Below are 21,265 nucleotides of genomic sequence, written 5' to 3'. Positions count from 1 at the left end.
ACCCCGCCGTGGGGTTTCGTCGTCGGCCGGTCACCTCCTTTCGTGACGGCCGCACGGCCAGGAAGCAGAACCATGACATCGCGTGCATTCCCCACCATCGACACGCCGGCGGGCCGCATCCCCGCGCAGGCTCCCGCGTGGAACCGGCAGCGGCATTCGCAGATGCCCTCGCACCGCTACCGCAACGTCTACGAACGTGTGGATGTGCCACTGGTGCACCGTGATTGGCCTTCGGCGCAGATCGTTCAGGCGCCGCTGTGGGTGCCGGTCGACCTGCGTGACGGCAATCAAGCGCTGGCCGAACCGATGGATCCCGCACGCAAACGGCGATTCTTCGAACTGCTGGTCGCCATGGGATACAAGGAGATCGAGGTCGGCTATCCGTCGGCCTCGCAGACCGAATTCGATTTCGTGCGGTTGCTGGCCGACACCGATATCGCGCCGTCCGACGTCACCATTGTGGTGTTCACTCCCGCCCGGCGGGATCTGATCGAACGGACCGTCGCATCGGTGCGTGGACTGCGCAACGAGGTCGTCATCCACATGTACACCGCTACCGCGCCGGTATGGCGCAACACCGTGCTCGGCAAGGACATTCGTGAACTGCGCGACATGATCCTGGCGGGCGGACGCGATGTGCTCGAATTCGCGGGCGATCTGCCCGATGTGCGCTTCGAGTTCTCCCCGGAGGTGTTCAACCTGACCGAACCGGGTTATGTGCGCGATATCTGCGATGCGATGACCGAGCTGTGGGATGCCAGGCCCGAACGGCCGGTGATCCTCAACCTGCCTGCGACGGTGGAAGTGGCGACGCCGAATGTGTACGCCGATCAGATCGAGTACATGCATCGCACCTTGGCGCGGCGTGACGGCATCATCCTGTCGGTGCATCCGCACAACGATCGCGGCACCGGCATCGCCTGCGCCGAACTCGCCGTGCTGGCCGGGGCGCAGCGGGTGGAGGGCTGCGTGTTCGGCAACGGTGAACGCACCGGCAACGTCGACATCGCCACCCTCGCCTTGAATCTGCACGCCCAGGGTGTGGACCCGATGATCGACTTCTCCGATATCGACGAGATCCGCCGCACCGTCGAACACTGCACCCGGCTGCCCATCCCCGAGCGCCATCCCTACGTCGGCGATCTGGTGCATACCGCGTTTTCGGGCACCCACCAGGACGCCATCAACAAGGGCCTGGCCGAGCACCGTGCCCGCGCCGCCGCCACCGGCCGCCCCGAACGCGAGCTCGACTGGCAGGTCCCGTATCTGCCGATCGACCCCGCCGACCTCGGCCGCAGCTACGACGCGGTGATCCGGGTGAATTCCCAATCCGGCAAAGGTGGCATCGCCTACCTGCTGAACAGTGAATTCGGCATGGACCTGCCGCGGCGCCTGCAAATCGATTTCGCCCGGCACGTACAGCAACACACCGACGGCACCGGTGCCGAGATCACCGCGGCCGAGCTGCGCGAACTGTTCGACCGGACCTACCTGGCCACCGGTTCCGCCACCGTCACCCTCGACCACTGGCAGTCCGGCGAATCCACTACCACCATCACCCTGACCGCCGACGGGCGCACGCACACCACCGACCATCACGACGTCGGGCCGATCGACGCACTGGCCTGCGCGCTCCGGGACATCGGCCGCCCGGTGGAAGTCCTGGCCCTGCATCAGCAATCGCTCGGAGCAGGCAATGCCGGTCCGGCCATCACCTACCTCGAGTACCGGATCAACGGCCGAACCGGATGGTCGTGCGGCCGTAGCGATTCCGTGCTGACCGCGTCCATGGCCGCGGTCATGGTGGCCGCGAACACGGCCGTGCCCTCGATGATCTGACGGTCGGCGGTGCGGTGGTCGCTCGCGATCATCGCACCGCCTGGTTCGCTCCGGGGCAGCTCGGTGCCCGGGGGAGTGCAGCCGGCCGCACTCGGCCGCGGCGCAGCCGGGCGGATGTCCTACTCGCCCGTCCGCCCGTCGATGCGTTCGCGGAGGAAGTCGGCGTGGCCGTTGTGGCGGGCGTATTCCTCGATCATGTGCAGGTAGATCCAGCGCAGGGTGTATTCGGTGCCGGTGACGGGATGGTGGCAGCGGTGGTCGAGGGGGAGGGCGGCCACGGCGGCGTCGGCCGCTTCGATCTCGCGGTGGTAGGTGGCGAGGTCGGAGGCCGGGTCGGCGTCCGGGACGTCGTCGAAATCGCCGTCGGGATTGTCCTCGGAGCAGTAGAGGTAGCCGAGGGATTCGCCGGCGGCGGTGACGCGGAACCAGCCGCGTTCGTTCTCGGTGAGGTGCCGGATGAGACCGTGCAGGGACATCTTCGACGGGGCGACGCACCGTTGCGCGAGCTGAGCGGCGTCCAGGCCCGCGCATTTCAGCAGCAGCGTCTGGCGGTGGTAGGCCAGCCAGGACTGCAACATCGGCCGTTCCTCGGCCACGGACAACGTCTCGATCCGATCGATCTCGGGGGCTATCCATGCCACCGGGGGACTGTACCGCGCGGGCCACGCAAGCGTGGGATGAATTTTCGGCGGCGCCGGACTCACCGGGCGGCGCTGAACCGATCCGCCGCAGAACCGCGCAGATGACCTGCCGGGAGGCTGCGTCCGCACAACACCAGCAGCAGGTCTTGGGCGCGGCCGGTGAGCGGGGCGCCGGTGCCGTAGGTCCAGTCGAGGTCGTCGGCGCGCAGCTGGATGCCGTCGAGGTCGACGCCGAAGTACTTCACCTGCTTCGGCCGCACCGATTCCAGCACCGGTCGCAGCCGATGTTCGGGCAGCACGTCGTCGAGGCCGAGGCCGACGGTGATATCGAGGCCGTGGATGATGTCGTGGCTGAGGGCGCCGACGTAGCCACCGCCGGGCGGCTTCCATGGGTGGTGCACGTTGTCGTGCAGGCAGGTCAGCAGCTGTGACGAGGTCATGTGCGCCGCGTCGGCGCGGGCGCTGCGATCGGACATGCGGTTGAAGTTGCCGCCTGCCCTGATCATGCCGAGGACGAACCGCGGCAGCGAGAGCCGGTACGGCATGGTGATGTGGGCGACGACTTCGCGCACCCGCCACCCCTCGCACAGCGTCGGCGCGTCCCAGCCCGTTTCGTCCAGCCCGCCCAGCACCTCGGTGAGATATCGGCGTTGCTCGGCGACCACCGCCCGGACATCGGTTTCGGTCATTGTCGACTCCTGTTCGTCGCGCATCGGCCGGTCGCGCACACCGGCCGTTCAGGGATAGGACCGGTCGAGAGGACGGAATTCATCGGCGAGCGCGGGATGAGGCCGGCGCCGTCCTGTCCCGGCGCAGCTGCCCGGTCGGCGAGGCGATCGCGGTGAGTGCGGGCGACCTCGGCGCGCGGGCGGGCGCGTTCTGTGCCAGGATTCGAGGTCGGTTGCACGCGAGGAGCGACTCGGGTCCGAGCCGGTCGCCGGGAGGAACACCGATGCCGACGAGAGCGCTCACCCAGCAGACCTTCGACCAGGTCATCGCGAGCAACCACATCGTGCTGGTGGAGTTCTGGGCATCCTGGTGCGGCTGGTGCACCCGTTTCGCGCCGGTCTATCAATCCTCGGCCGATACCCATCCGGACATCGTGCACGCCACCATCGACGGTGAGGCCGAACCCGGCCTGGTCGCCGCCGCCCAGGTCGACAGCTATCCGTGGCTGATGGGTTTCCGTGAAGGCCTGCTGGTGTACTCGCAGGCCGGCTACCTGCCCGCCGACCACCTCGAAGAACTGGTCCAGCAGATCCGCTGGATGGATATGGACGCCTACCGCCGCACCATCGCCGACGCCGCCCGCACCCAGGCATCCCTACCGCAGCCCGCGCCGCAGGAGGCCACCCAGCCCCGGCTGGCGGGCTTGGCGCCCGGTTCCTCCCGGTACGGGTGGCCCGGTCTCTGAGCCGAATCCCGTCGCACGCACGATCCACACCCCCGCGCCATGAGAATTCGTGGCGGTCGGCGGGCCCCGCCCATCCGCTAAGGTGTGCGGCAGTTTCGTGGAGGGATTGCGGGTGGATCGACGGCTGGCGGTGGGGCAGGAGTTCGCCGGTTATCGGATCGAACGGCTGCTGGGGGAGGGCGGCATGGGGCAGGTGTACCTGGCGCATGACCGGGATCTGCCTCGGATGGTCGCGTTGAAGCTGCTCAGCCCCGTAATCGGGGACGACGACGAGGTGCGCGCACGATTCCTGCGGGAAGCCGATACCGCGGCGCGGCTCGCGCACCCGAATATCGTCGCGGTGTATGCCAGGGGGCAGGAGCAGGACCGGCTGTGGATGTCGATCCAGTACATCGAGGGCACCGATGTGGCGACCGCACTGCGGGAGGGGCCGATCCGGCCCGCCGACGCCGTCCGGATCACCGAGGAAACGGCGAAGGCCCTCGATCACGCGCATCGGTTCGGTGTGTTGCACCGAGATGTCAAACCCGCCAACATCCTGCTGGAATGGGGACCGCAACGGCAGGTCTACCTCACCGATTTCGGTATCGCGAAGGCCCTCGACCGCGTCGACGGCCTGACCAGGACCGGGGAGCTGTACGCCAGTTTCCATTACGCGGCGCCGGAGCAGTTCGAATTGCGCGCCGACACCGACCACCGCGCCGATGTGTACGCCCTGGGCTGCACCCTCTACTACATGCTGACCGGGGAGCTGCCCTATCCCGGGGCCAGCACCGGTCAGCTCATCGCCGCCCACCTCAACGCACCGGTGCCGCGTCCGAGCGCGCGCAACCCGGCGGTTCCACCGGCCTTCGACGACGTCATCGCGAGAGCCATGGCGAAGAATCGCGACGAAAGATACGGCAGCTGTGGTGAATTGGCGGCCGCTGCCCGCCGGGCATTGACCGCGCCGCGCGCGACCGGCCCGACAGCGTTGTCTCCGAACGCCGCGCCGGGAGCCGGATCCGGCGACCGGCCCGCGGTCGCCACTTCCGCGATGAACCGGGCGCCGGCATCGCGATGGCGCACCGCACGCAAACCGCTGGCCGCGGCGCTCGCCGCCCTTGCGCTCTTCGCCGCCGCCGCCATCACCGCGGTGGTGCTGCGCGGCGGCGGCGACCCGCAGATGCCCGCACCGCCCACGCCGCCCGCCGGGGCACAGGCGGCCGCCGAACACGCGGCCTGCGAGTACAGCAAGCTGATGGCCACCTACGACTACGACGATCCCGACAGATGGGAGCAACGCGTCTATGACGGTGCGACCGGCGAATGGGAAACCCAGGCGCAGGGGGTGCTGCCGGTGGTCGGGATGCTCGTGGCCTCCGACCCGATCCGGTCACGTGCCGCCGACGCCGCATGCACCGCCACCATGAGCGCTGCCGACACCGTCGCCGACGTCGATGTGCTGCTCACCCAGATCAACTCGCCGCCGGGCAAACCGGAGGAGACCGAGCAGATCTCGATGTCGGCTCGCATGGAGCTCGTCGATGGCCGATGGCTGTGCAGCAGGCTCATCACCCCGCTGCTGCCCAACTGACGGCGACCCGTGATACCGAGACCGGCCGGTATGTGATCGTGGTCTCGGCCGGCCGAATCCATACTGCCCGTGGGTGCACCGCTCCTAAGCTGTACCCGCTGCACGATGGAGGTTGATCTTGACGGTCGAGGTGCCGACTCACCCCGGGACCGGCGCGTTGCGGGCCGGTCGGGATCCGGTGCCACGCCCCGAGCCGCCGGTCTCGATGATCGAGCGGATGACCCTCATCCTGGACGCTTTCGACGGTGCCACGCCGATACTCACCCTGCACCAACTGGTCGAACGCACCGGCTTGCCCCGCTCCACCGTCCACCGCATCCTCGATCAGATGATCCGGCTGCGCTGGCTCGCGCACGGGCCCGGCGGCTACCGGCTCGGCCTGCGCGTGCTCGAACTCGGCGGACTGGCCGCGGGGCACAACGAGATCCGCGACGCGGTGAGCCCGCTGCTGCACGACCTGTGCAGGCACAGCGATCTCGAACTCGTCGGGCACCTCGGTGTGCTGGACGGGCGCGAGGTCCTCTACCTGGACAAAGTGGGCGGCCGGCATACCGCGAACGTCCCCACCCGGCTGGGCGGGCGCATGCCAGCGCACAGCACCGCTCTCGGCAAGGCCATGCTGGCCGCACTGGAGCCGAGCGTGGTCGACGCTTCGTTCCGGGAGCGGCTTCCGCAGCTCACCGCTCGCACCATCGGCGACCGCGTCGAACTGCACCGTGAACTGGCCCGTATCCGGCACCGGCAGGGCGTCGCGGTCGACAATGAGGAATCGGTGCCCGGAATAGGTTGTGTCGCGGTGCCGGTGCGCAGGCGGGGGATGGCGGTCGCGGCTCTGTCGCTGAGCACCCGGGTAGGGGCCGACCGGTCCGCCACCGATATCAGCAGTCAGGCCCGCATGCTCATGAGTCTCGCGCGGGAAGCCGCGAATGTGCTGGCGTCTCGTTTCTGACCGCGGCGTCACCACGCCCATCGGACGGCCGGGTCGTCACAGCGGAGTAGTCTTCGTCGCAGAAACCGTCCACACCGCTCGTCGTCGAGCACGAGGAGTGCGATGGAGCAGCATGTCAGCGACAGGTATCGCCGATGCTGGCGAGTGCGCACGCCGGGCCCGATGGGGAGCGGTCCGCGGGCATTCACCTCAGCGATGTCCCGGCCCTGAACTATCAGCGGCATCTGTTCCGGGAACGCGAGATCCGCTCCGTCACCGCCAATGCCCGCGACGACGCGCACGAGTTCCTCGCCGCCGCGGGCCGGCAGCGCATCCACCTGGCCACCCACCCCTATCCGCTCGACGCCGCCGATCGCGCCCTCGGCGACCTCGCGCACGGACGATTCGCGGCGCCGCGGTGCTCGTTCCGTGACGGATCAGGACACGGTTGGGCGTTGAGTCGATATCGGTTGGCGCATCCGGCTTGACCCGGTAGGGCACCGTTCGTACCTTCGCGGATACGGCCGGGCCGGTGTGCCGACACCGTCTCCCCGGCAGGCACTTTCGGGTGTGAACGGCGGTGATCACGATGGCCGGACAGTGTGGTCGGACCATTATTCGTACTGCGGCAACATTATTCGCGGCAGTTCTGCTCGCGCTCGGTACCGGGTGCTGGAGTGCTGCGGCCAGGGGAGACGGCTGTGCGGCGGCGGAACTGGTCGTCGCCCGCGGCACCCATGAGCCGGGATATCTCGGTGCGGTGGTGGGCGATCCGCTGTACGCCGCGGTGACCGAGACGGTGCCGGTGAGCGTCGGGGCCTATCCGGTGCGTTATCCCGCCGACCTGCTCGACCCGGGGTCGGTCGGCCAGGGCACCACCGATCTGGTCGGCCACCTCGTCGACCGTTCCGCACAGTGTCCGGGACAGCGCTACATCGTCACCGGGTACTCACAGGGTGCCCTCGTCGTGCACGGGGCGCTGGGCACCGGAGTGATGGCCCTGATGCCGGGAATCCGGCAGCTGCCGCCCGCGCTGGCGCCACGGATCGCCGCGGTGCTGCTGTTCGGTGATCCGCTGCGGCTCAACGCATGGTCGGTCACCGACATCTATGCGGCCCGGACCAGGAGTTATTGCGCGCCAGGCGATCCGATCTGTGAGCTCGGCGCGATGAACCCGGACGCGCACGTCGGCTACCGCGACACCATCGCCGCGGCAGCCGACTTCGCGGCTCGCCTGCTCTGAGCTGCCGGATTACCAGTGCAGGCCCGGCACCACCCTGGCCATCCGCGCCGCCGGACCCGGCAAGGCCATGAGCGGCAGCAGGACCGGCGACAGCGCGGTCAACGGGTTGCGCGGCTGCTCGGCGAACTGATCGGCGGTGGCCGCACCGGGGCCTTCCGGCCGCGGCGCTACCCCAGCGGCGGCCTTCGATTCACCGAAGATCCGGTACCCCTGGTGCATGATCGTGCGCTTGACCGACGGCATCAGCAGCTCCACCGCCTGCGCGAACGTGCCGACCGGCGTGTCGATCCGGTCGGGGCGTTCGACCAGTGCCCGCACCACGATAGCCGCGGCCTGCGCAGGGTCGGGGACCGGCAGTGAACGGTAGAGATCGGTCGGCGCGATCATCGGCGTGCGCACCAACGGCATCCGCACCGAGGTGAACGTGATGCCCGCATCGCGATTCTCCACCGCGGCGATCTCACTGAAATTGTCCAGCGCCGACTTGCTGGCGACGTAGGCGGCGAACCGCGGCACCTTCGTCTGCACCGCGATCGAGGAGATGTTGACGATGTGGCCGAAGCGGCGCTCGCGCATCGACGGCAGCAGCGCCAGGATCAGCCGGACCGCGCCGAAATAGTTGACCGCCATGGTCCGTTCGAAGTCGTGCATCCGGTCGGTGGAATTGACCACCGAGCGGCGGATCGACCGGCCGGCATTGTTCACCAGGTAGTCGACCCCGCCGTGGTCGGCGAGAATCGTGGCGACCAGGGTGTCGACGGCCTCGGCATCGGTGATATCGCATGGATAGGCGTGCGCGTCACCGCCATCGGCACGCACCGCCTCCGCCGCGGCCGCCAACTCCGCGCGGCCACGCGCCACCATCAGCACTGTCGCACCGCGCCGCGCCACCGCATGCGCGGTGGCCAGCCCGATTCCCGACGACGCGCCGGTGATGAGCACTACCCGGCCGGTGAAGATCTCCTCGGCGGAGGCGGGCCGGTGACGATCCGGATCGAGGTTGGCGCGCCAGTACTCCCACAGCCGGGCCGCGTAGCTGTCGAACTCCGGCACCGGCAGCCCGCGCAGCAGCGCGCGGGTGGAATCGGAGACGAACTCCGCCGAGAACGACACGTGCGGCGCGACCGCGGCCGGAATGCCCACCCGTTCCAACAGGAAATCGCGCACCGCGGGCACGCCGGGCAGATGCGACAGCCCACTCAACGCGCGACGGCTGCCCGGCAGCGGACCCACGCCCGAGGGCGCGCCGGCCGCGGCGGCGAGCGCGCCGTAGATCTCACCGAAGGGTTGCGGGCGCGGATTCACCAGGTGGAACGTGCGCCCGTCCAGGCCCGGCCTGCGTACCAGCTCGACCATGGCCGCGCCCACGTAGTCGACCGGAACCACGTTGGTCGCGCCGAGATCGGGCAGCGGCAGCGGCAAGTCGGCGGGCAGCCCGCCGAGCGCGGCAATGGCGGAAAAGAAGTAGTAGGGGCCGTCGATCTTGTCCATTTCGCCGGTACGGGAATCGCCGACGATGATCGCCGGCCGGTACACCCGCCAGCGCACACCCTGGGATTCGCGCACCATTTTCTCGGCCGCGAACTTGGTGCGATGGTAAGGCGAGGTCAGGCGCTGCCCGAGATCGAAATCCTCTTCGAAGAACTGGCCGCGATGATCACCGGCCACCGCCACCGAAGAAACGTGATGCAGCACCGCGTCGAGTTGTTTCGCCAGTGCCAGAACCGAATACGTGCCGCGCACATTCGCCGCGTGCGCGGTGGTCTCGTCGGCGGTCATATCGTAGACGGCGCCGAGGTGGATGATGTGATCGGCGGCGGGTGCGGGCTCGGTGAGTCCGAGGCCGTCCGCGGTCAGGTCGCCGACCAGCGGGTGCAGCCGTTCGCTGCCGCGCCAGCGAGTCGCCAGCGAGGCGAACTTGGCCAGCGATTCGGGGCGAACCAGCACGTGCACCTGTGCGTCCGGTTCATTGTCCAGAATTCCTTGCACGACACGACGACCCAAAAATCCGGTACCGCCTGTCACAATAAAAGAGACCACTGTCTACCCCTGCTGTTCACTCGAAGCCGTTGTCGCACAGAGCTGTCCGGCATGCAGCGGTGAATGCGGACAATCGAAGATTTCGACCCCCCGAAAGATTTCGCCGGGCCGAAAGTAGGAACACCTTCGTCCTGACTGATCGGAACAGTAATCGGGGTTACCCGTCGGTAGCAAGCCGGATGGGCGCGGAGTCGTTGTGGGAATGGTCACGACGGCGCCGACGGGGATTTTGTGTGTTACAACAGTTTTCAGATAAGGATTATGAAACCGAGGGTGACAGATAATCGAATCGCGCGTCCAGAGTGGACAATCGGTCGCTTGACCAGATGTCGCCTACCGGATCAGGACGGCCGTCGCGTAGGGAATTCCTCGGCCAGCTCCTCGAACACGGCGGTATTCATCGCGAAGGCCCGCTGACCCTCATCGAGGACGCGGCGACGCTCCAGATCGTCGAGCGGCATCCGGTCCAGCAACGCCCGGTATTCGCGTTTGAACGCGGCCGGGTTGCCGACGCCGTCGAAGACGTAGAACCGCACACCATCACCCCGGTGGGGCAGATTCCACAGTTTCTCTGCGGTCCCGCGGATGACCTGGCCACCGGACAGGTCGCCGAGATAGCGGGTGTAGTGATGGGCGATATAGCCGCCCGGCCACTCGCGCGCGCACTCATCGATGCGCGCGGCGTAGGCGGCGGTGGCAGGCAGCGGTTCGAGCCCGTCACGCCACCGCGGGCCGGCCAGATGGGCGAGGTCGCGCTCGAGTTCGGCGGTGCGAGCCAGCTCGGGACGGATGAACGGCCCGGCGATCGGGTCATCGGCCAAAGCGTCCCAGCGGCCCTCCAGCGCGCGGTAGATGAACCAGAGCTGGCCGGTGTAGCGCAGGTAGGACTCGACGCCGAGTTCGCCGCCGAGCATGTCGGAGATGAACGAGGAGTTCTCCGCCTCTTCGTGCTGACGGGCGGTGGCGCTGCGGATCTGCACCGAGAACGGCAGCGGCTCCGCGGTAGCGTGATCGGTCTCCGACACATTCGGACCGTGCGACATATCCGAAACCACCTCACCCTCACTGAAACCGTCTGCGCGGCCGGCCGCGGGCCCGGGCACGCCGTGGCGGGACCGCGCCGCGGCGGACCGATCGCTTCGACGATACCGGCTCACCGATATTCCCGCGATGGGCTCACTTCTGCTTGCGAAGGTAGGGCGGGATCTCCTTGCGCAGGTACGGCGGCAGTCCGGCGGGCCTGCGACGGCGCCGGACGATGGGCCGGCGCAGGTTGCCGAAGCGGCGCAGCACCGGCGGGCGCACCACCGTCCGGTCGAACCATTCGCCGAGGGTGACACCGGCGGCCAGCGCACACCCGACACCGAGGGCGGCCAGCAATTGATTGGCCCCGATCAGCAGTTCGTCGTTGAGCGTGCCGTACAGGCCGCGATAGACGCTGAGGCCCGGCAGCAGCGGGGTGATGCCCGCGACCGCGACGATCAACGGCGGGGTCAACGCGCGCCGCGCCATCAGACCTCCGGCGAGGCCGATGATCGTGGCCGCGGCGCCGGAGGACACCACCGGCCCGAACCCGGCGTGCTGAACCAGCAGGAAGACGACGGTGCCCACCGCGCCGCTGAGTGCGGCGGCGGCCAGTGCCCGGCGCTCGGCGTAACAGGCCAGCGCGTAGGCCAGCGCCGCCACCGCACCGGCGAGCAGTTTGGCAGGCAGATCGGTGAAGACCCGGGCCGGAGTGAGATCCAGCGGGGGTGATGTGGCACCGAGGATCTGGCCCATCCGCAGCGCCAGCGCGATCCCGGCGACGATGCCGCCGGTCATCATCACCACCTCGAGCATGCGTGCCGCCGCGGTGATCGGGCTGCCGGTGATGGCGTCCTGCACCGAACCGACCAATTGCAGACCACTGAGCAACACGGTGATACCCGCCGCGATGATGAGCGTCGGGTCGACGTCGATGCCGAGCGGTTCGGCCAGCGTCGCCAGCACGATCGCGGGTGCGGCGGCGATTGCACCGCCGACCATGTGCTGGAAGAAGAAGGGCAGTCCGTATCGATTGAGAATCCGGTTGACGCGGTCGATCGCCGCCGTGGCGGCGAAGCTGATCACCGCGACCAGCGCACCGGCACCGAGCAGCACCGCGATCGAGGCGGCGAGCAGTGACCAGCCGAAGGTCGCCACCCAGCGCGGGTAGGGGTGTGGCGCCGAGGTGATGGCGTCGAGCGCCGCACGCGCGTCTTCGGGGTCGACGATCTGGGTGCGGATGCGCCGGGTCAATCGGTCCACCGCCGCCAGCCGGGTGAAATCCATGCCCCGGTAGTGCACGATGCGCATGCTGCTGGCCGGCGGCAGCGAGCGGCCACGGTCGGCCCAGATGCGGATGGCGTCGAAGGTGACATCGACATCGCAGCGCGCCAGACCGTAGGTGGCCGCGATGAACCGGACGGTCGTGGTGGTGTCGTTGACCGAGGTACCGGAGGCGAGCACCACCTCACCCATCCGCACGGCGAGGTCGAGCACCTCGGCGACCTTGGCGTCGTCGGTGAGGTCGATCGGCTGCAGCGGCGTCGGCGCGGCGACGATGGTGTCGGCGGTCGCCTGCCGGTCACCGACCAGCCGCCCGACGGCCTGCGTCACCACGGGCAGCCGCAGAATTCTGCGTCGTCGTGGACCACGCGCCGCGAAATCGTCGACGCGTGGTTCGCCGATGTCTCCTCCCGAGGGCGCGCCAATAGCCATAGCCGTGAAGGTAGTCACCCCGACCGGGCCCGCGCATCGTGATACCCGCAACCGCAGGCAGACGCGGTATCCGCCGTCCCGGCGGCCGGGGCGAACCGTGCTGTGGTGACCGATCTCGCCCCGCGTTCTTTCGGCCCGGCGCCGACGGATGCGGCTATGGTCGGGTCATGGCTACCGGCAGCGCATCGACGGCAGATCACCTTCGTGAAGCCCTGGACGGACCGTGGGGCGAGGTCCGAGAACAGGCAAGGGAACAACTGGCGGGCGACCGGTTCGCCGGCGACCCCGAACTCGACCACCGCGCCGCACGGGCCAGGGTGCTCGAGCAGATGCGGGCGCTGGCCGGGCTCGGTATCGCCGAACGCGGCTTTCGCCGGGAGAACGGCGGTACCAGTGAGCCGGGCGCGGCCGTCGTCGGGCTGGAAATGCTGGCCTACACCGACCTGTCGCTATGGGTGAAATCGGGCGTGCAGTGGGGCCTGTTCGGCGGCGCGGTGGAAAACCTCGGCACCGAGCGGCATCGCGATTTCATCAAACGGCTGATCTCGCTGGATCTGCTCGGCTGCTTCGCGATGACCGAATCCGGCCACGGCAGCGACGTCGCCAATCTCGAAACCACCGCGACCTACGATCCGGCCACCCAGGAATTCGTGGTGCACACCCCGACCCCGTCGGCGCGTAAGGACTACATCGGCGGCGCGGCCGAACACGCCCGCATGGCAGCGGTTTTCGCGCAGCTGATCACCGCCGAGGGCAATCACGGCGTGCACTGCCTGCTGGTGCCGATCCGCGACGAGCAGGGCAACGACCTGCCCGGCGTCACCACTTCTGACTGTGGGCTCAAGGGCGGGCTGCCCGGCGTCGACAACGGCCGCATCGTCTTCGACCACGTGCGCGTGCCCCGGGAGAACCTGCTCAACCGCTACGCCGACGTCGCGCCGGACGGCACCTACAGCTCCGAGATCGAGAACCCGAGCCGCCGGTTCTTCACCACCCTCGGCACCCTGGTGCGCGGCCGCGTGAGCGTGGGCGGCGCCGCGGCGGCGGGCGCGCGGGTGGCGCTGAGCATCGCAGGCCGCTACGCCCTGAAGCGCCGGCAATTCGGCGACCCGGACGACGGCGGCGAGATTCTTCTGCTGGACTACCGCAATCACCAGCGCAGACTGCTGCCGCTGATCGCACGGTCCTACGCGCTGGCCTTCGCGCAGAACGACCTGGTCCGGCGCATGCATCTGGTGCAGACCGGCCAGGACCTCGATCCGGGCGCCCAACGCGCGCTGGAGAAGCGCGCCGCGGGCCTCAAGGTGGCCCAGACCCGGCACGCCACCCGTGCCATCCAGGAATGCCGCGAAGCCTGCGGCGGCGCCGGCTACCTCACCGAGAACCGCCTGGTCACCCTCAAGGCCGATACCGATGTGTTCACCACCTTCGAAGGTGACAACGTCGTCTTGACCCAGCTGGTCGCCAAGGAACTGCTGACCGCCTACTCCGATGAGGTGCGCGATCTCGACGCGCTGGGCTGGGTGCGCTTCGCCGCCACCATGGCAGGCGATGTGGTGCGCAAGCGCTCGGGGGTGCGTCAGCTGATCCAGACCCTGCGTGATCGCGGCGACGAATCCGTCGACGAGGGCGATCTGTCCAAGCGCGCGGTCCAGTTGCAGTTGTTCGCCGACCGCGAGGACTATCTGGTCCGCACCGCGGCGCACCGGCTGCGCGCGCGGGCCGAGGAGACCAGCCCGTTCGAGGCGTTCAACAACGCGCAGGATCATATTCTGGCCGCGGGCTCGGCCCATATCGATCGGCTGGTGCTCGAGGCGTTCATCGAGGGCATCAGCGGAATCGAGGATCCCGACGCCCGCGCCTTGGCGGAGACGGTGTGCGATCTGTTCGTCTACGCCACCCTCGAAGAGAACCTGGCGTGGTTCATCATGCACAGGTTCATGTCGGTCGAGCGGGGCAAAGCGGTGCGGCGCGGAGTGAACGAACTCGTCGACCGGTTGCGCCCGGACGCGCTGACGCTCATCGAGGCGATGGGCGTGCCCGAATCCATGCTGCGCGCCGCCATGCTCGACGACGCGAGCGTCTACGAGCGGCAGTGAGCGAGTAAGGGGGCTCGGCCGCGCCGGGTGGGCACGACGCACTCGGCGCGGGTGGGTCCTGCGCAGTGTGCTCGGTGCGGATTCGATTCGGGCCGCACCCGCTCGGAGCGCGGGTCGTCACCCGGCCTGCGCCGTACGACGCTGCACCTGCGCGATCCCCGAACACAGCAGCACCGACATCGCGATCGCCGCACCGGCGCCGCCGATGATGTCGGTGGCATGGTGATAGTCGAGGGCGATCATGCCGATAGCCGCCGATACCCACGCCACCACCGCGCAGCCGGCGATGATCAGCCGCGCCCTGGTGGATTCGATCAGCACCAGAAACGTCGTCGCGACCGCCACCAGATGCACGGTGTGCCCGCTCGGATAGGCGAGATAGTCGTGCAGTGGACGACCCCAGAACGGTTTGAGCGCCCAGGTATTGAGCCCGGCGGCGACCTCCGGCACCGCCACCATGCTCGCGGCGCGCCACCAGCGCTGCTGCCAGCCGAACCAGGCGGCGCCGGCCAGCATCAACGCGATCACCACCCAGGTGTTGCTCGCCAGCGCCAGCACCTCGGCGACCCACGGCCGGGGATCGAGGGCGGCGCTGATCGGTTCGCCGATGCGCTGATCGAGGCCGGTCGGCCCGCCGTCGGGCGGGAAGCTCAGCGGAATCGCGACGGTGGCCGTGCCCGCGACCGCGGCCGCACCCCACGGGCCGGTTCGGTCGGGCATCGGCGCGTCGGGTGCGGTATCCGGTCCACGCGCCGCGGGTTCGCCCGTTCCGGGTGCTGCGATCACCGCAACGACGATAGTCATTGCCGCCGACAAGCGCCTACGGACCGTAGGTGAGGATGGCGGTGATCACCATCCACAGCACCCAGGCGAAGGCGATGACCATGCCGACCGCGAGGGTGGATCGCATGAACGCGCGCCCGAAATCGACGTCGCCGCGCTCCGGCGGATACAGCTTCCACGGGCTGTACCAGGGCGCCTGCAGCACCTTGGGCTTGGCGGCCTCGCGTTCGGCCTGCGCCAGCTCCTCGGCGTAGGCCTCGGCCTGCGCCTGCGCCGGACCGCCGTGCCACAGCGTGATATCGATGGGGCCGAGGAATCCTTCGTTGAGCAACTCCTGTGGGGCGGGCAGGTACGGCAGGATGCCGAGCCCGCGGAAGGCGATCGCGACGTCGTTGGCGGTCCAGAGGTGGTTCTCGGCCTGGGCCAGGGTGTCGAAGTAGTGCCGCAGGCGTTCCGGATCGTCGCCGAGAATGGCATCGAAACTCGGGTCGCTCCATGCTTGTTCGAGCTGTATCCGGGCGCCGCGCATCGGCACGATCAGCGCCACACCGTGCACCGCGCGCTGGCCGAGCCCGCGGGCCGCCAGCCAGTTCTGGAGCGCGAAGGTGTGATCGCGGGAGCGTTCCAGGGGGGTGCGCCGATCCTTGTTCTCCCAGACGGCGGGCTCACCCGAGACCGTCCACGCGCCGTTGAGCGGGATCTGCAGCACGCCCTCCTGGCGTGCCATCAGTGCTTCGGCCTCGATTACCACGCAGCTGGTCGGCGTCCAGATGACCGCATCGAACTGATGCAGGGTGTCCTGATGGAACAGGCTGCAATTGATGGTCGCGACCCCGTGTGGGCTACCGGGGTCCTTCCAGGTGCGCAACCAGTCGATCAATGCCCGTTCGGCATTGGTGCCTGCGCTGTTCTGCACTCGCACGAGCATTGGCGACCGCCCTTCACGTCGACACCCGGTACCGGACAGGATACGAGGCGGGTCGGCGCCGACCCGAGATTTGCGGCTCCGCGCTGTGTCCGGGGCGGACGGGCGTGGCGCCGGTCCGAAGGCTACCCGTCCGCGGGCTCCGCGGGAAGTTTTCCGGCGCGCACCGCGGCGACCAGCTCGGCATGATCGGCTTCGGTCCGGTCGGCGTAGCGCACCGCGAAATCGGCCACCGCCTCCTCGAAACGTTCGTCCTCGCCGAGATATCCGGCGGTGGCGCGTGGGTCGAGCGACCGGGTGTGCGCACGGGCCAGCAGTGCGCCCGCGAGCCTGCCGTAATCGTCGAGATCCTTCGAATCCAGTTCGGCAGGGTCGATCGCGCCCTTGAAGTTGCGGAATTGGCGCACCACGAACGGCAGTTCCCGCTCGGGTTCCTCGGCGGTCGCGGGCACCCGCATGCTCGTCCAGCCGAGCAGGATGTCGGTCTCGGCCTGAACCAGCCTGGCGCCCTGCACGATTCGCTCACCCTCGTGGCGCGGCGGGGCCGGCGCGACGAAGGGCGTCAACGCCGACGGATTGGCCTGCTTCAACTGCAGCACCAGCACTTCGCCGTCGTTGCCGTGCAGCAGTGCGACGTAGCTGTGCAGGCCGACGCTGCCCGTCCCGACGATACGAAACGCGATGTCGGACACCGAGAATCGGACCAGCAAACCCTGCCTGGACTCGCGCAGCGTGCTCCCGTAGTTCTCCAGCGCGTCGATGGCGGCCTCGGCCACCGCCTCGTCGACATGGGTCAGAATCGGCGGATCGTTGACGAAACGCTGCTTACGAATGCCGGTTTCGTGGTCGTCGAGGTGCTCGGTCCATTTGGCGACCACCTTGGCGCTGGTGTTCTTACGGGCTTTCTTCGCCGCCTTCTTGAAATCGTCGAGCAGATCGTCGGCCTTGGCCTTGCTGATCATCGATTCGTCGGGCAGGGCGGTCCAGGACTCCATGAACGGCATCTCGGCCAGCGCGGCGATGGTGCGACGGTAGGAACGTACCGCGTCTCGCGCGGCATCACGGCAGTCGTCCTCGCTGGAGCCGCCCTCGCGCCCGGCCAGCACCAGGCTCGCCGCCAGCCGCTCCAGGTCCCACTCCCATGGCCCGGCCACGGTCTCGTCGAAGTCGTTGATATCCATGACGATGTCGCCGTGCGGGGTGCCGTAGAGGCCGAAGTTGGCGGCGTGCGCGTCGCCGCACAGCTGGGCGGTGAGCCCGGTGACCGGCCCGGCGGCGAGGTCGGCGGCCATCAGACCGGCCGCACCGCGATAGAAGGTGAACGGCGAGGTGGTCATCCGTCCGATTCGCAGCGGGACCAGGTGCGCCAACCGGCCCGCATTGCTCGCCGCCACGAACGGGAGCACGCCGGGGCGATCCGGGGCGGCGGCCTCGCGATCGCGGGCGCTGAAGGGCACCTGTTCGCGCAGTGCCGCGCCGCGGGCGCGGACGTCGTCGGCGGAGACGTGGCTGCGGAGGTCGATTCGACTGCTCATCACCGCGTACGCTACCGACTCCGGCGCCGCGTACGGGTGCCCGGTACGGGAGTGAGCCCGCACGCACCCCGCACCGGGCCATGCGCTGCCCCCCAGGTGCGGGCCGGATGGCGCGTGAGAGCGCCGATGCGGTATGCACGGGGCTGTGACAAGCGAATCGGGGACGACCGAATCCGGCCGGGGTGCCGAGCGCGAGGTGTTCGGCGGCGTCTTCGCCGACCGCATCCTGACCGTGCCCAACGCGCTGAGCGTGCTGCGGCTGATCGGCGTACCGGTGTTCCTGTGGCTGATGCTGGTCGAGCATGCCGACGGCTGGGCCTTCGCGCTGCTCGTCGTCAGCGGCGTCACCGACTTCCTCGACGGCAAACTGGCCCGGCTGCTCGACCAGTCCTCGAAGCTGGGCGCCCTGCTCGATCCGTTCGTCGACCGGCTGTATCTGGTGACCACCCTGGCCGCCTTCGTGATCCGCGGGCTGATCCCCTGGTGGGTGGCGGCGCTGCTGATCGGCCGCGACCTGATCCTGACCCTGACCCTGTCGGTGTACCGGCGCCGCGATCTGGATCCGCCCGAGGTCATCTATCTGGGCAAGGCCGCCACCTTCGCGCTGATGTCGGCGCTGCCCTGGCTGCTGGCCGGGCAGATGGACTGGCCGGGCGATGGTTTCGGCCGGGCCTTCGGTGGGGCACTACTGGTCTGGGGCACCGCGGTCTACGTCTGGACCGGCGTGCTCTACACCGGTAAGGCCATCGCCGTAGCACGGGCGATACCGCGCAGGACCGACCACTGATCCACGCTCGGACCGGCGCTCGCTATAGAGTTGCGTGCACCGTGCACAACGAAAGGATGCCTTGTGACCCAGACGCCCGAGGACCTGCGCTACACCGAAGAGCACGAGTGGGTGCGTCGGATCGGCCCCTCCAGGGTCCGGGTCGGCATCACCGACTACGCCCAGTCCCAGCTCGGTGACGTCGTGTTCGTTCAGTTGCCTGCCGTCGACGTCGATGTCGCGGCCGGTGAGAGCATCGCGGAGGTCGAATCGACCAAGAGCGTCTCCGACATCTATGCTCCCCTGAACGCGAAAGTTGTTGGGGCGAACCAGGAATTGGAGAACGCACCGGAGACCTTGAACACCGACCCCTACGGTTCGGGGTGGCTGTTCGAGCTCGAGGTGAGCGATGCCGCGGCGCTGGACACCGCACTCGGTGAACTGCTCGATGCCGCAGGTTATCAAGGAGTTATCGGGGGCTGACCCGGCCTTCCCAGTTCTCCCTGCACGGGTCCGCCCCGGCAGGGTACGGTCAATGCCAACGGATGTGCTGCCGGCCGCTGGTGGGTTGTGCGGCCGCGACTCGAGGTCGCGGCGGTCGAGGCAGCAACTGCCTTATCAGGTTCGAGGAGGAGAGAAACGGTGAGCGAGAACAAAGACCCGGGTTACGGGGAGACCGCGGCCGAGACGACGTCGGTCTTCCGCGCGGATTTCCTGAACGAGGTCGACGCGTCACGCTCCGGAGAGGCGACCGGCGAACAGCCGGTCCAGGGTGTCGAGGGACTGCCCGTCGGCGCGGCCCTGCTGGTGGTCAAGCGCGGTCCGAACGCGGGCTCGCGGTTCCTGCTGGACCAGCCGACCACTTCGGCCGGACGTCACCCCGACAGCGACATCTTCCTCGACGACGTGACCGTCAGTCGCCGTCATGCCGAGTTCCGTCAGGACGAGGATTCCTTCCAGGTGGTCGATGTGGGCAGCCTCAACGGCACCTACGTCAACCGGGAGCCGGTGGATTCCTCCGAGCTGCAGAACGGTGACGAGGTCCAGATCGGCAAGTTCCGGCTGGTATTCCTCACCGGTCCGCGCGCCCAGACCACCGATTCGGCGGCGGGTGCGGGCAGCTTGTGACAGGCGGTGCGCCGGTACACGTGATCGGCGCTCTCACATGAAAGACTCGATGTCATGACGGGCGCGGCGCAGTGGGCTCGCGGAGGCATGTCGATCGGCTCCGTGCTCGACCTGCTGCGGCCGGATTTCCCCGACATCACCATCTCCAAGATCCGTTTCCTGGAGGCGGAGGGGCTGATCCGGCCCGAACGCACGCCCTCGGGCTACCGCAGATTCTCGGTGGCCGACTGCGAGCGGTTGCGTTTCGTGCTCACCGCGCAGCGGGATCAGTACCTGCCGCTGAAGGTGATCAAGGAACAGCTCGAAGCGATCGACAGTGGTGCGGCGACGCTCGGTGTGCGGGAAGCCCGCGCCCGGGCGCACTCCGTGCGCACCGAACCCGAACGTGCCGCCGGCGAGGGCGAGCGTGCCGCGGGGGAGCGGGCCGCGGCCCCGCGCAGGCTCGGCGTGGTTCCCGGCGAGATCTCCCCGGATGAGCTGCGCTTCGACCACGAGGTCCGGCTCACCCGCGCCGATCTGCTCGAGCAGGCCGGTATCGACGAGAAATTCCTCAACGACCTGATCCGGGCCAATCTGATCACCCCCGGCGCCGCCGGTTTCTTCGACGCCGACGCGGTGACGCTGGCCAAAACCGCTCGCGCGATGTCGGAGTTCGGTTTGGAGGCACGGCATCTGCGGGCGTTCAAACTCGCCGCCGACCGGGAGGCGGCCCTGGTCGCCCAGATCGCGGCCCCCATCGCCAAGAGCCGCGACGCCGGTGCGCGCGCCCGTGCGGAGGAGACCGTGCGTGAGCTGGCGGCGTTGTCGCTGACCCTGCACACCAGCCTGGTGAAGGCCTCGGTCCGGGCCTCGCTCGGCAACTGATCGCGCGGCGTTCGAGAGGGTCCGCAGCGGTGCTCGACGACCGCGCAACGCCGTGAACTCAGCCATCGCGGCACCGTCGGGAATTCGCTTAGACTCGTGTTACGGCGAGCTCGGGTAGGGACACGGCGGGCTGTCGGCGAGTATTGGGAGGCAGTGCGATGAGCGAAATGCGCGTGATCGGCATCCGTGTCGAGCAGCCACAGAACCAGCCCGTGCTGTTGCTCCGGGAGGCATCCGGTGACCGGTATCTGCCGATCTGGATCGGGCAGGCGGAGGCGACCGCCATCGTGCTGGAGCAGGAGGGCGTCACCCCTATCCGCCCGCTCACCCACGACCTGATCAAGATCTTGATCACCGATCTCGGGCACACCTTGAAAGAGGTCAGGATCGTCGATCTGCAGGAGGGCACCTTCTACGCGGATCTGGTCTTCGACAACGATCTGCGCATCTCCGCACGTCCGTCGGATTCGGTGGCGATCGCCTTGCGCGTGGGCTGCCCGATCTTTGCCGAGGAAGCGGTGCTCGACGAGGCGGGTCTGGTGATGCCGGACGAGCGCGAGGACGAGGTGGAGAAGTTCAAGGAGTTCCTCGAGTCGGTCTCGCCCGACGATTTCAAGGCCACCGACAGCTGAGCGCGAAAACTATTTTTTAGACCTTAAGTACAGGTCGAGACTCTTACCGCGCGTCGCGTTTGGTCGGACGAGACCGCTCCCGAGACAATCGAGAAGAGTAATCTCGATAGTTG

General features: G+C 68.5%; 20 protein-coding genes. 12 read left to right on the top strand and 8 right to left on the bottom strand.

Annotation, left to right across the window (positions count from 1 at the left end; all coding sequences use genetic code 11):
- Positions 1-72 precede the first annotated feature (72 nt).
- The gene (locus AC4HOU_RS23290) at positions 73-1,839 is read left to right on the top strand and encodes a 2-isopropylmalate synthase (protein WP_490725285.1); all 1,767 of its coding nucleotides are present in this window, start codon (positions 73-75) and stop codon (positions 1,837-1,839) included.
- 119 nt (positions 1,840-1,958) lie between these two features.
- Here AC4HOU_RS23290 and AC4HOU_RS23285 read toward each other — a convergent pair whose 3' ends face one another.
- Positions 1,959-2,480: a DinB family protein gene (locus AC4HOU_RS23285; protein WP_490725284.1), complete on the bottom strand. Its 522-nt coding sequence runs from the start codon at positions 2,478-2,480 to the stop codon at positions 1,959-1,961.
- A 59-nt stretch (positions 2,481-2,539) separates the two neighbouring features.
- Positions 2,540-3,169: a maleylpyruvate isomerase family mycothiol-dependent enzyme gene (locus tag AC4HOU_RS23280; protein WP_490725282.1), complete on the bottom strand. Its 630-nt coding sequence runs from the start codon at positions 3,167-3,169 to the stop codon at positions 2,540-2,542.
- Between the two features lie 263 nt (positions 3,170-3,432).
- Between AC4HOU_RS23280 and AC4HOU_RS23275 the strand changes: the two genes are divergently transcribed.
- The 5 genes from AC4HOU_RS23275 to AC4HOU_RS23255 all read left to right on the top strand — a co-directional run bounded on the left by AC4HOU_RS23275 (position 3,433) and on the right by AC4HOU_RS23255 (position 7,641).
- Entirely contained in the window at positions 3,433-3,894 is a 462-nt protein-coding gene (locus tag AC4HOU_RS23275; RefSeq protein WP_490725280.1) for a thioredoxin family protein, read from the top strand.
- A 112-nt stretch (positions 3,895-4,006) separates the two neighbouring features.
- Entirely contained in the window at positions 4,007-5,470 is a 1,464-nt protein-coding gene (locus tag AC4HOU_RS23270) for a serine/threonine-protein kinase (protein ID WP_280211598.1), read from the top strand.
- Positions 5,471-5,588: 118 nt separating this feature from the next.
- Complete coding sequence (locus AC4HOU_RS23265) at positions 5,589-6,419, top strand: IclR family transcriptional regulator (RefSeq protein WP_490725278.1); 831 nt, start codon at positions 5,589-5,591, stop codon at positions 6,417-6,419.
- A gap of 134 nt (positions 6,420-6,553) precedes the next feature.
- A complete protein-coding gene (locus AC4HOU_RS23260; RefSeq protein ID WP_490725276.1) occupies positions 6,554-6,886 on the top strand; it encodes a hypothetical protein in 333 nt (110 codons plus the stop codon).
- Between the two features lie 101 nt (positions 6,887-6,987).
- Entirely contained in the window at positions 6,988-7,641 is a 654-nt protein-coding gene (locus tag AC4HOU_RS23255; RefSeq protein ID WP_490725274.1) for a cutinase family protein, read from the top strand.
- Positions 7,642-7,650: 9 nt separating this feature from the next.
- Here AC4HOU_RS23255 and AC4HOU_RS23250 read toward each other — a convergent pair whose 3' ends face one another.
- From AC4HOU_RS23250 to AC4HOU_RS23240, 3 genes are all read right to left on the bottom strand, one after another.
- Positions 7,651-9,681, bottom strand: coding sequence for an SDR family oxidoreductase (locus tag AC4HOU_RS23250; RefSeq protein ID WP_490725272.1), 2,031 nt, complete (start codon positions 9,679-9,681; stop codon positions 7,651-7,653).
- Between the two features lie 341 nt (positions 9,682-10,022).
- A complete protein-coding gene (locus AC4HOU_RS23245; RefSeq protein ID WP_280499165.1) occupies positions 10,023-10,706 on the bottom strand; it encodes a biliverdin-producing heme oxygenase in 684 nt (227 codons plus the stop codon).
- Between the two features lie 151 nt (positions 10,707-10,857).
- The gene (locus AC4HOU_RS23240) at positions 10,858-12,420 is read right to left on the bottom strand and encodes a threonine/serine exporter family protein (protein ID WP_490725270.1); all 1,563 of its coding nucleotides are present in this window, start codon (positions 12,418-12,420) and stop codon (positions 10,858-10,860) included.
- A gap of 167 nt (positions 12,421-12,587) precedes the next feature.
- Between AC4HOU_RS23240 and AC4HOU_RS23235 the strand changes: the two genes are divergently transcribed.
- Positions 12,588-14,519 (top strand): acyl-CoA dehydrogenase family protein, encoded by a 1,932-nt coding sequence (locus AC4HOU_RS23235; RefSeq protein ID WP_195007166.1) that lies wholly within the window; start codon positions 12,588-12,590, stop codon positions 14,517-14,519.
- A 117-nt stretch (positions 14,520-14,636) separates the two neighbouring features.
- On the opposite strand, the gene AC4HOU_RS23230 is transcribed toward AC4HOU_RS23235, so the two are convergent.
- The 3 genes from AC4HOU_RS23230 to AC4HOU_RS23220 all read right to left on the bottom strand — a co-directional run bounded on the left by AC4HOU_RS23230 (position 14,637) and on the right by AC4HOU_RS23220 (position 17,762).
- A complete protein-coding gene (locus AC4HOU_RS23230) occupies positions 14,637-15,305 on the bottom strand; it encodes a phosphatase PAP2 family protein (protein ID WP_490725268.1) in 669 nt (222 codons plus the stop codon).
- 34 nt (positions 15,306-15,339) lie between these two features.
- A complete protein-coding gene (locus AC4HOU_RS23225; RefSeq protein ID WP_280212815.1) occupies positions 15,340-16,218 on the bottom strand; it encodes a nuclease-related domain-containing protein in 879 nt (292 codons plus the stop codon).
- Positions 16,219-16,352: 134 nt separating this feature from the next.
- On the bottom strand, positions 16,353-17,762 hold the full coding sequence (locus tag AC4HOU_RS23220) for a DUF2252 domain-containing protein (protein WP_490725266.1): 1,410 nt from the start codon (positions 17,760-17,762) through the stop codon (positions 16,353-16,355).
- 196 nt (positions 17,763-17,958) lie between these two features.
- On the opposite strand from AC4HOU_RS23220, the gene AC4HOU_RS23215 reads away from it, so the two are divergent.
- From AC4HOU_RS23215 to AC4HOU_RS23195, 5 genes are all read left to right on the top strand, one after another.
- A complete protein-coding gene (locus tag AC4HOU_RS23215; RefSeq protein WP_104361077.1) occupies positions 17,959-18,549 on the top strand; it encodes a CDP-alcohol phosphatidyltransferase family protein in 591 nt (196 codons plus the stop codon).
- Between the two features lie 63 nt (positions 18,550-18,612).
- The gene (gene gcvH / locus AC4HOU_RS23210) at positions 18,613-19,011 is read left to right on the top strand and encodes a glycine cleavage system protein GcvH (protein ID WP_163812232.1); all 399 of its coding nucleotides are present in this window, start codon (positions 18,613-18,615) and stop codon (positions 19,009-19,011) included.
- 159 nt (positions 19,012-19,170) lie between these two features.
- Complete coding sequence (gene odhI / locus AC4HOU_RS23205; RefSeq protein ID WP_036536402.1) at positions 19,171-19,656, top strand: oxoglutarate dehydrogenase inhibitor Odhl; 486 nt, start codon at positions 19,171-19,173, stop codon at positions 19,654-19,656.
- Positions 19,657-19,710: 54 nt separating this feature from the next.
- The gene (gene ftsR / locus AC4HOU_RS23200) at positions 19,711-20,520 is read left to right on the top strand and encodes a transcriptional regulator FtsR (RefSeq protein WP_163812230.1); all 810 of its coding nucleotides are present in this window, start codon (positions 19,711-19,713) and stop codon (positions 20,518-20,520) included.
- A gap of 158 nt (positions 20,521-20,678) precedes the next feature.
- Positions 20,679-21,152, top strand: coding sequence for a bifunctional nuclease family protein (locus AC4HOU_RS23195; protein ID WP_163812228.1), 474 nt, complete (start codon positions 20,679-20,681; stop codon positions 21,150-21,152).
- Positions 21,153-21,265: the final 113 nt, after the last annotated feature.

The organism is Nocardia sp. JCM 38205, from assembly GCF_058222935.1.
Note: the sequence above shows the minus strand (reverse complement) of the source record. Positions and strands in the feature narration are given on the sequence as shown.

What these genes read in the sequence shown, in the direction of transcription:
- AC4HOU_RS23290 (WP_490725285.1), top strand. Translation starts at nt 73, where the DNA reads ATGACATCGCGTGCATTCCCCACCATCGACACGCCGGCGGGCCGCATC.
- AC4HOU_RS23275 (WP_490725280.1), top strand. Translation starts at nt 3,433, where the DNA reads ATGCCGACGAGAGCGCTCACCCAGCAGACCTTCGACCAGGTCATCGCG.
- AC4HOU_RS23260 (WP_490725276.1), top strand. Translation starts at nt 6,554, where the DNA reads ATGCTGGCGAGTGCGCACGCCGGGCCCGATGGGGAGCGGTCCGCGGGC.
- AC4HOU_RS23255 (WP_490725274.1), top strand. Translation starts at nt 6,988, where the DNA reads ATGGCCGGACAGTGTGGTCGGACCATTATTCGTACTGCGGCAACATTA.
- AC4HOU_RS23235 (WP_195007166.1), top strand. Translation starts at nt 12,588, where the DNA reads ATGGCTACCGGCAGCGCATCGACGGCAGATCACCTTCGTGAAGCCCTG.
- AC4HOU_RS23220 (WP_490725266.1), bottom strand. Translation starts at nt 17,762, where the DNA reads ATGAGCAGTCGAATCGACCTCCGCAGCCACGTCTCCGCCGACGACGTC.
- AC4HOU_RS23195 (WP_163812228.1), top strand. Translation starts at nt 20,679, where the DNA reads ATGAGCGAAATGCGCGTGATCGGCATCCGTGTCGAGCAGCCACAGAAC.
- AC4HOU_RS23240 (WP_490725270.1), bottom strand. Translation starts at nt 12,420, where the DNA reads ATGGCTATTGGCGCGCCCTCGGGAGGAGACATCGGCGAACCACGCGTC.
- ftsR (WP_163812230.1), top strand. Translation starts at nt 19,711, where the DNA reads ATGACGGGCGCGGCGCAGTGGGCTCGCGGAGGCATGTCGATCGGCTCC.
- AC4HOU_RS23280 (WP_490725282.1), bottom strand. Translation starts at nt 3,169, where the DNA reads ATGACCGAAACCGATGTCCGGGCGGTGGTCGCCGAGCAACGCCGATAT.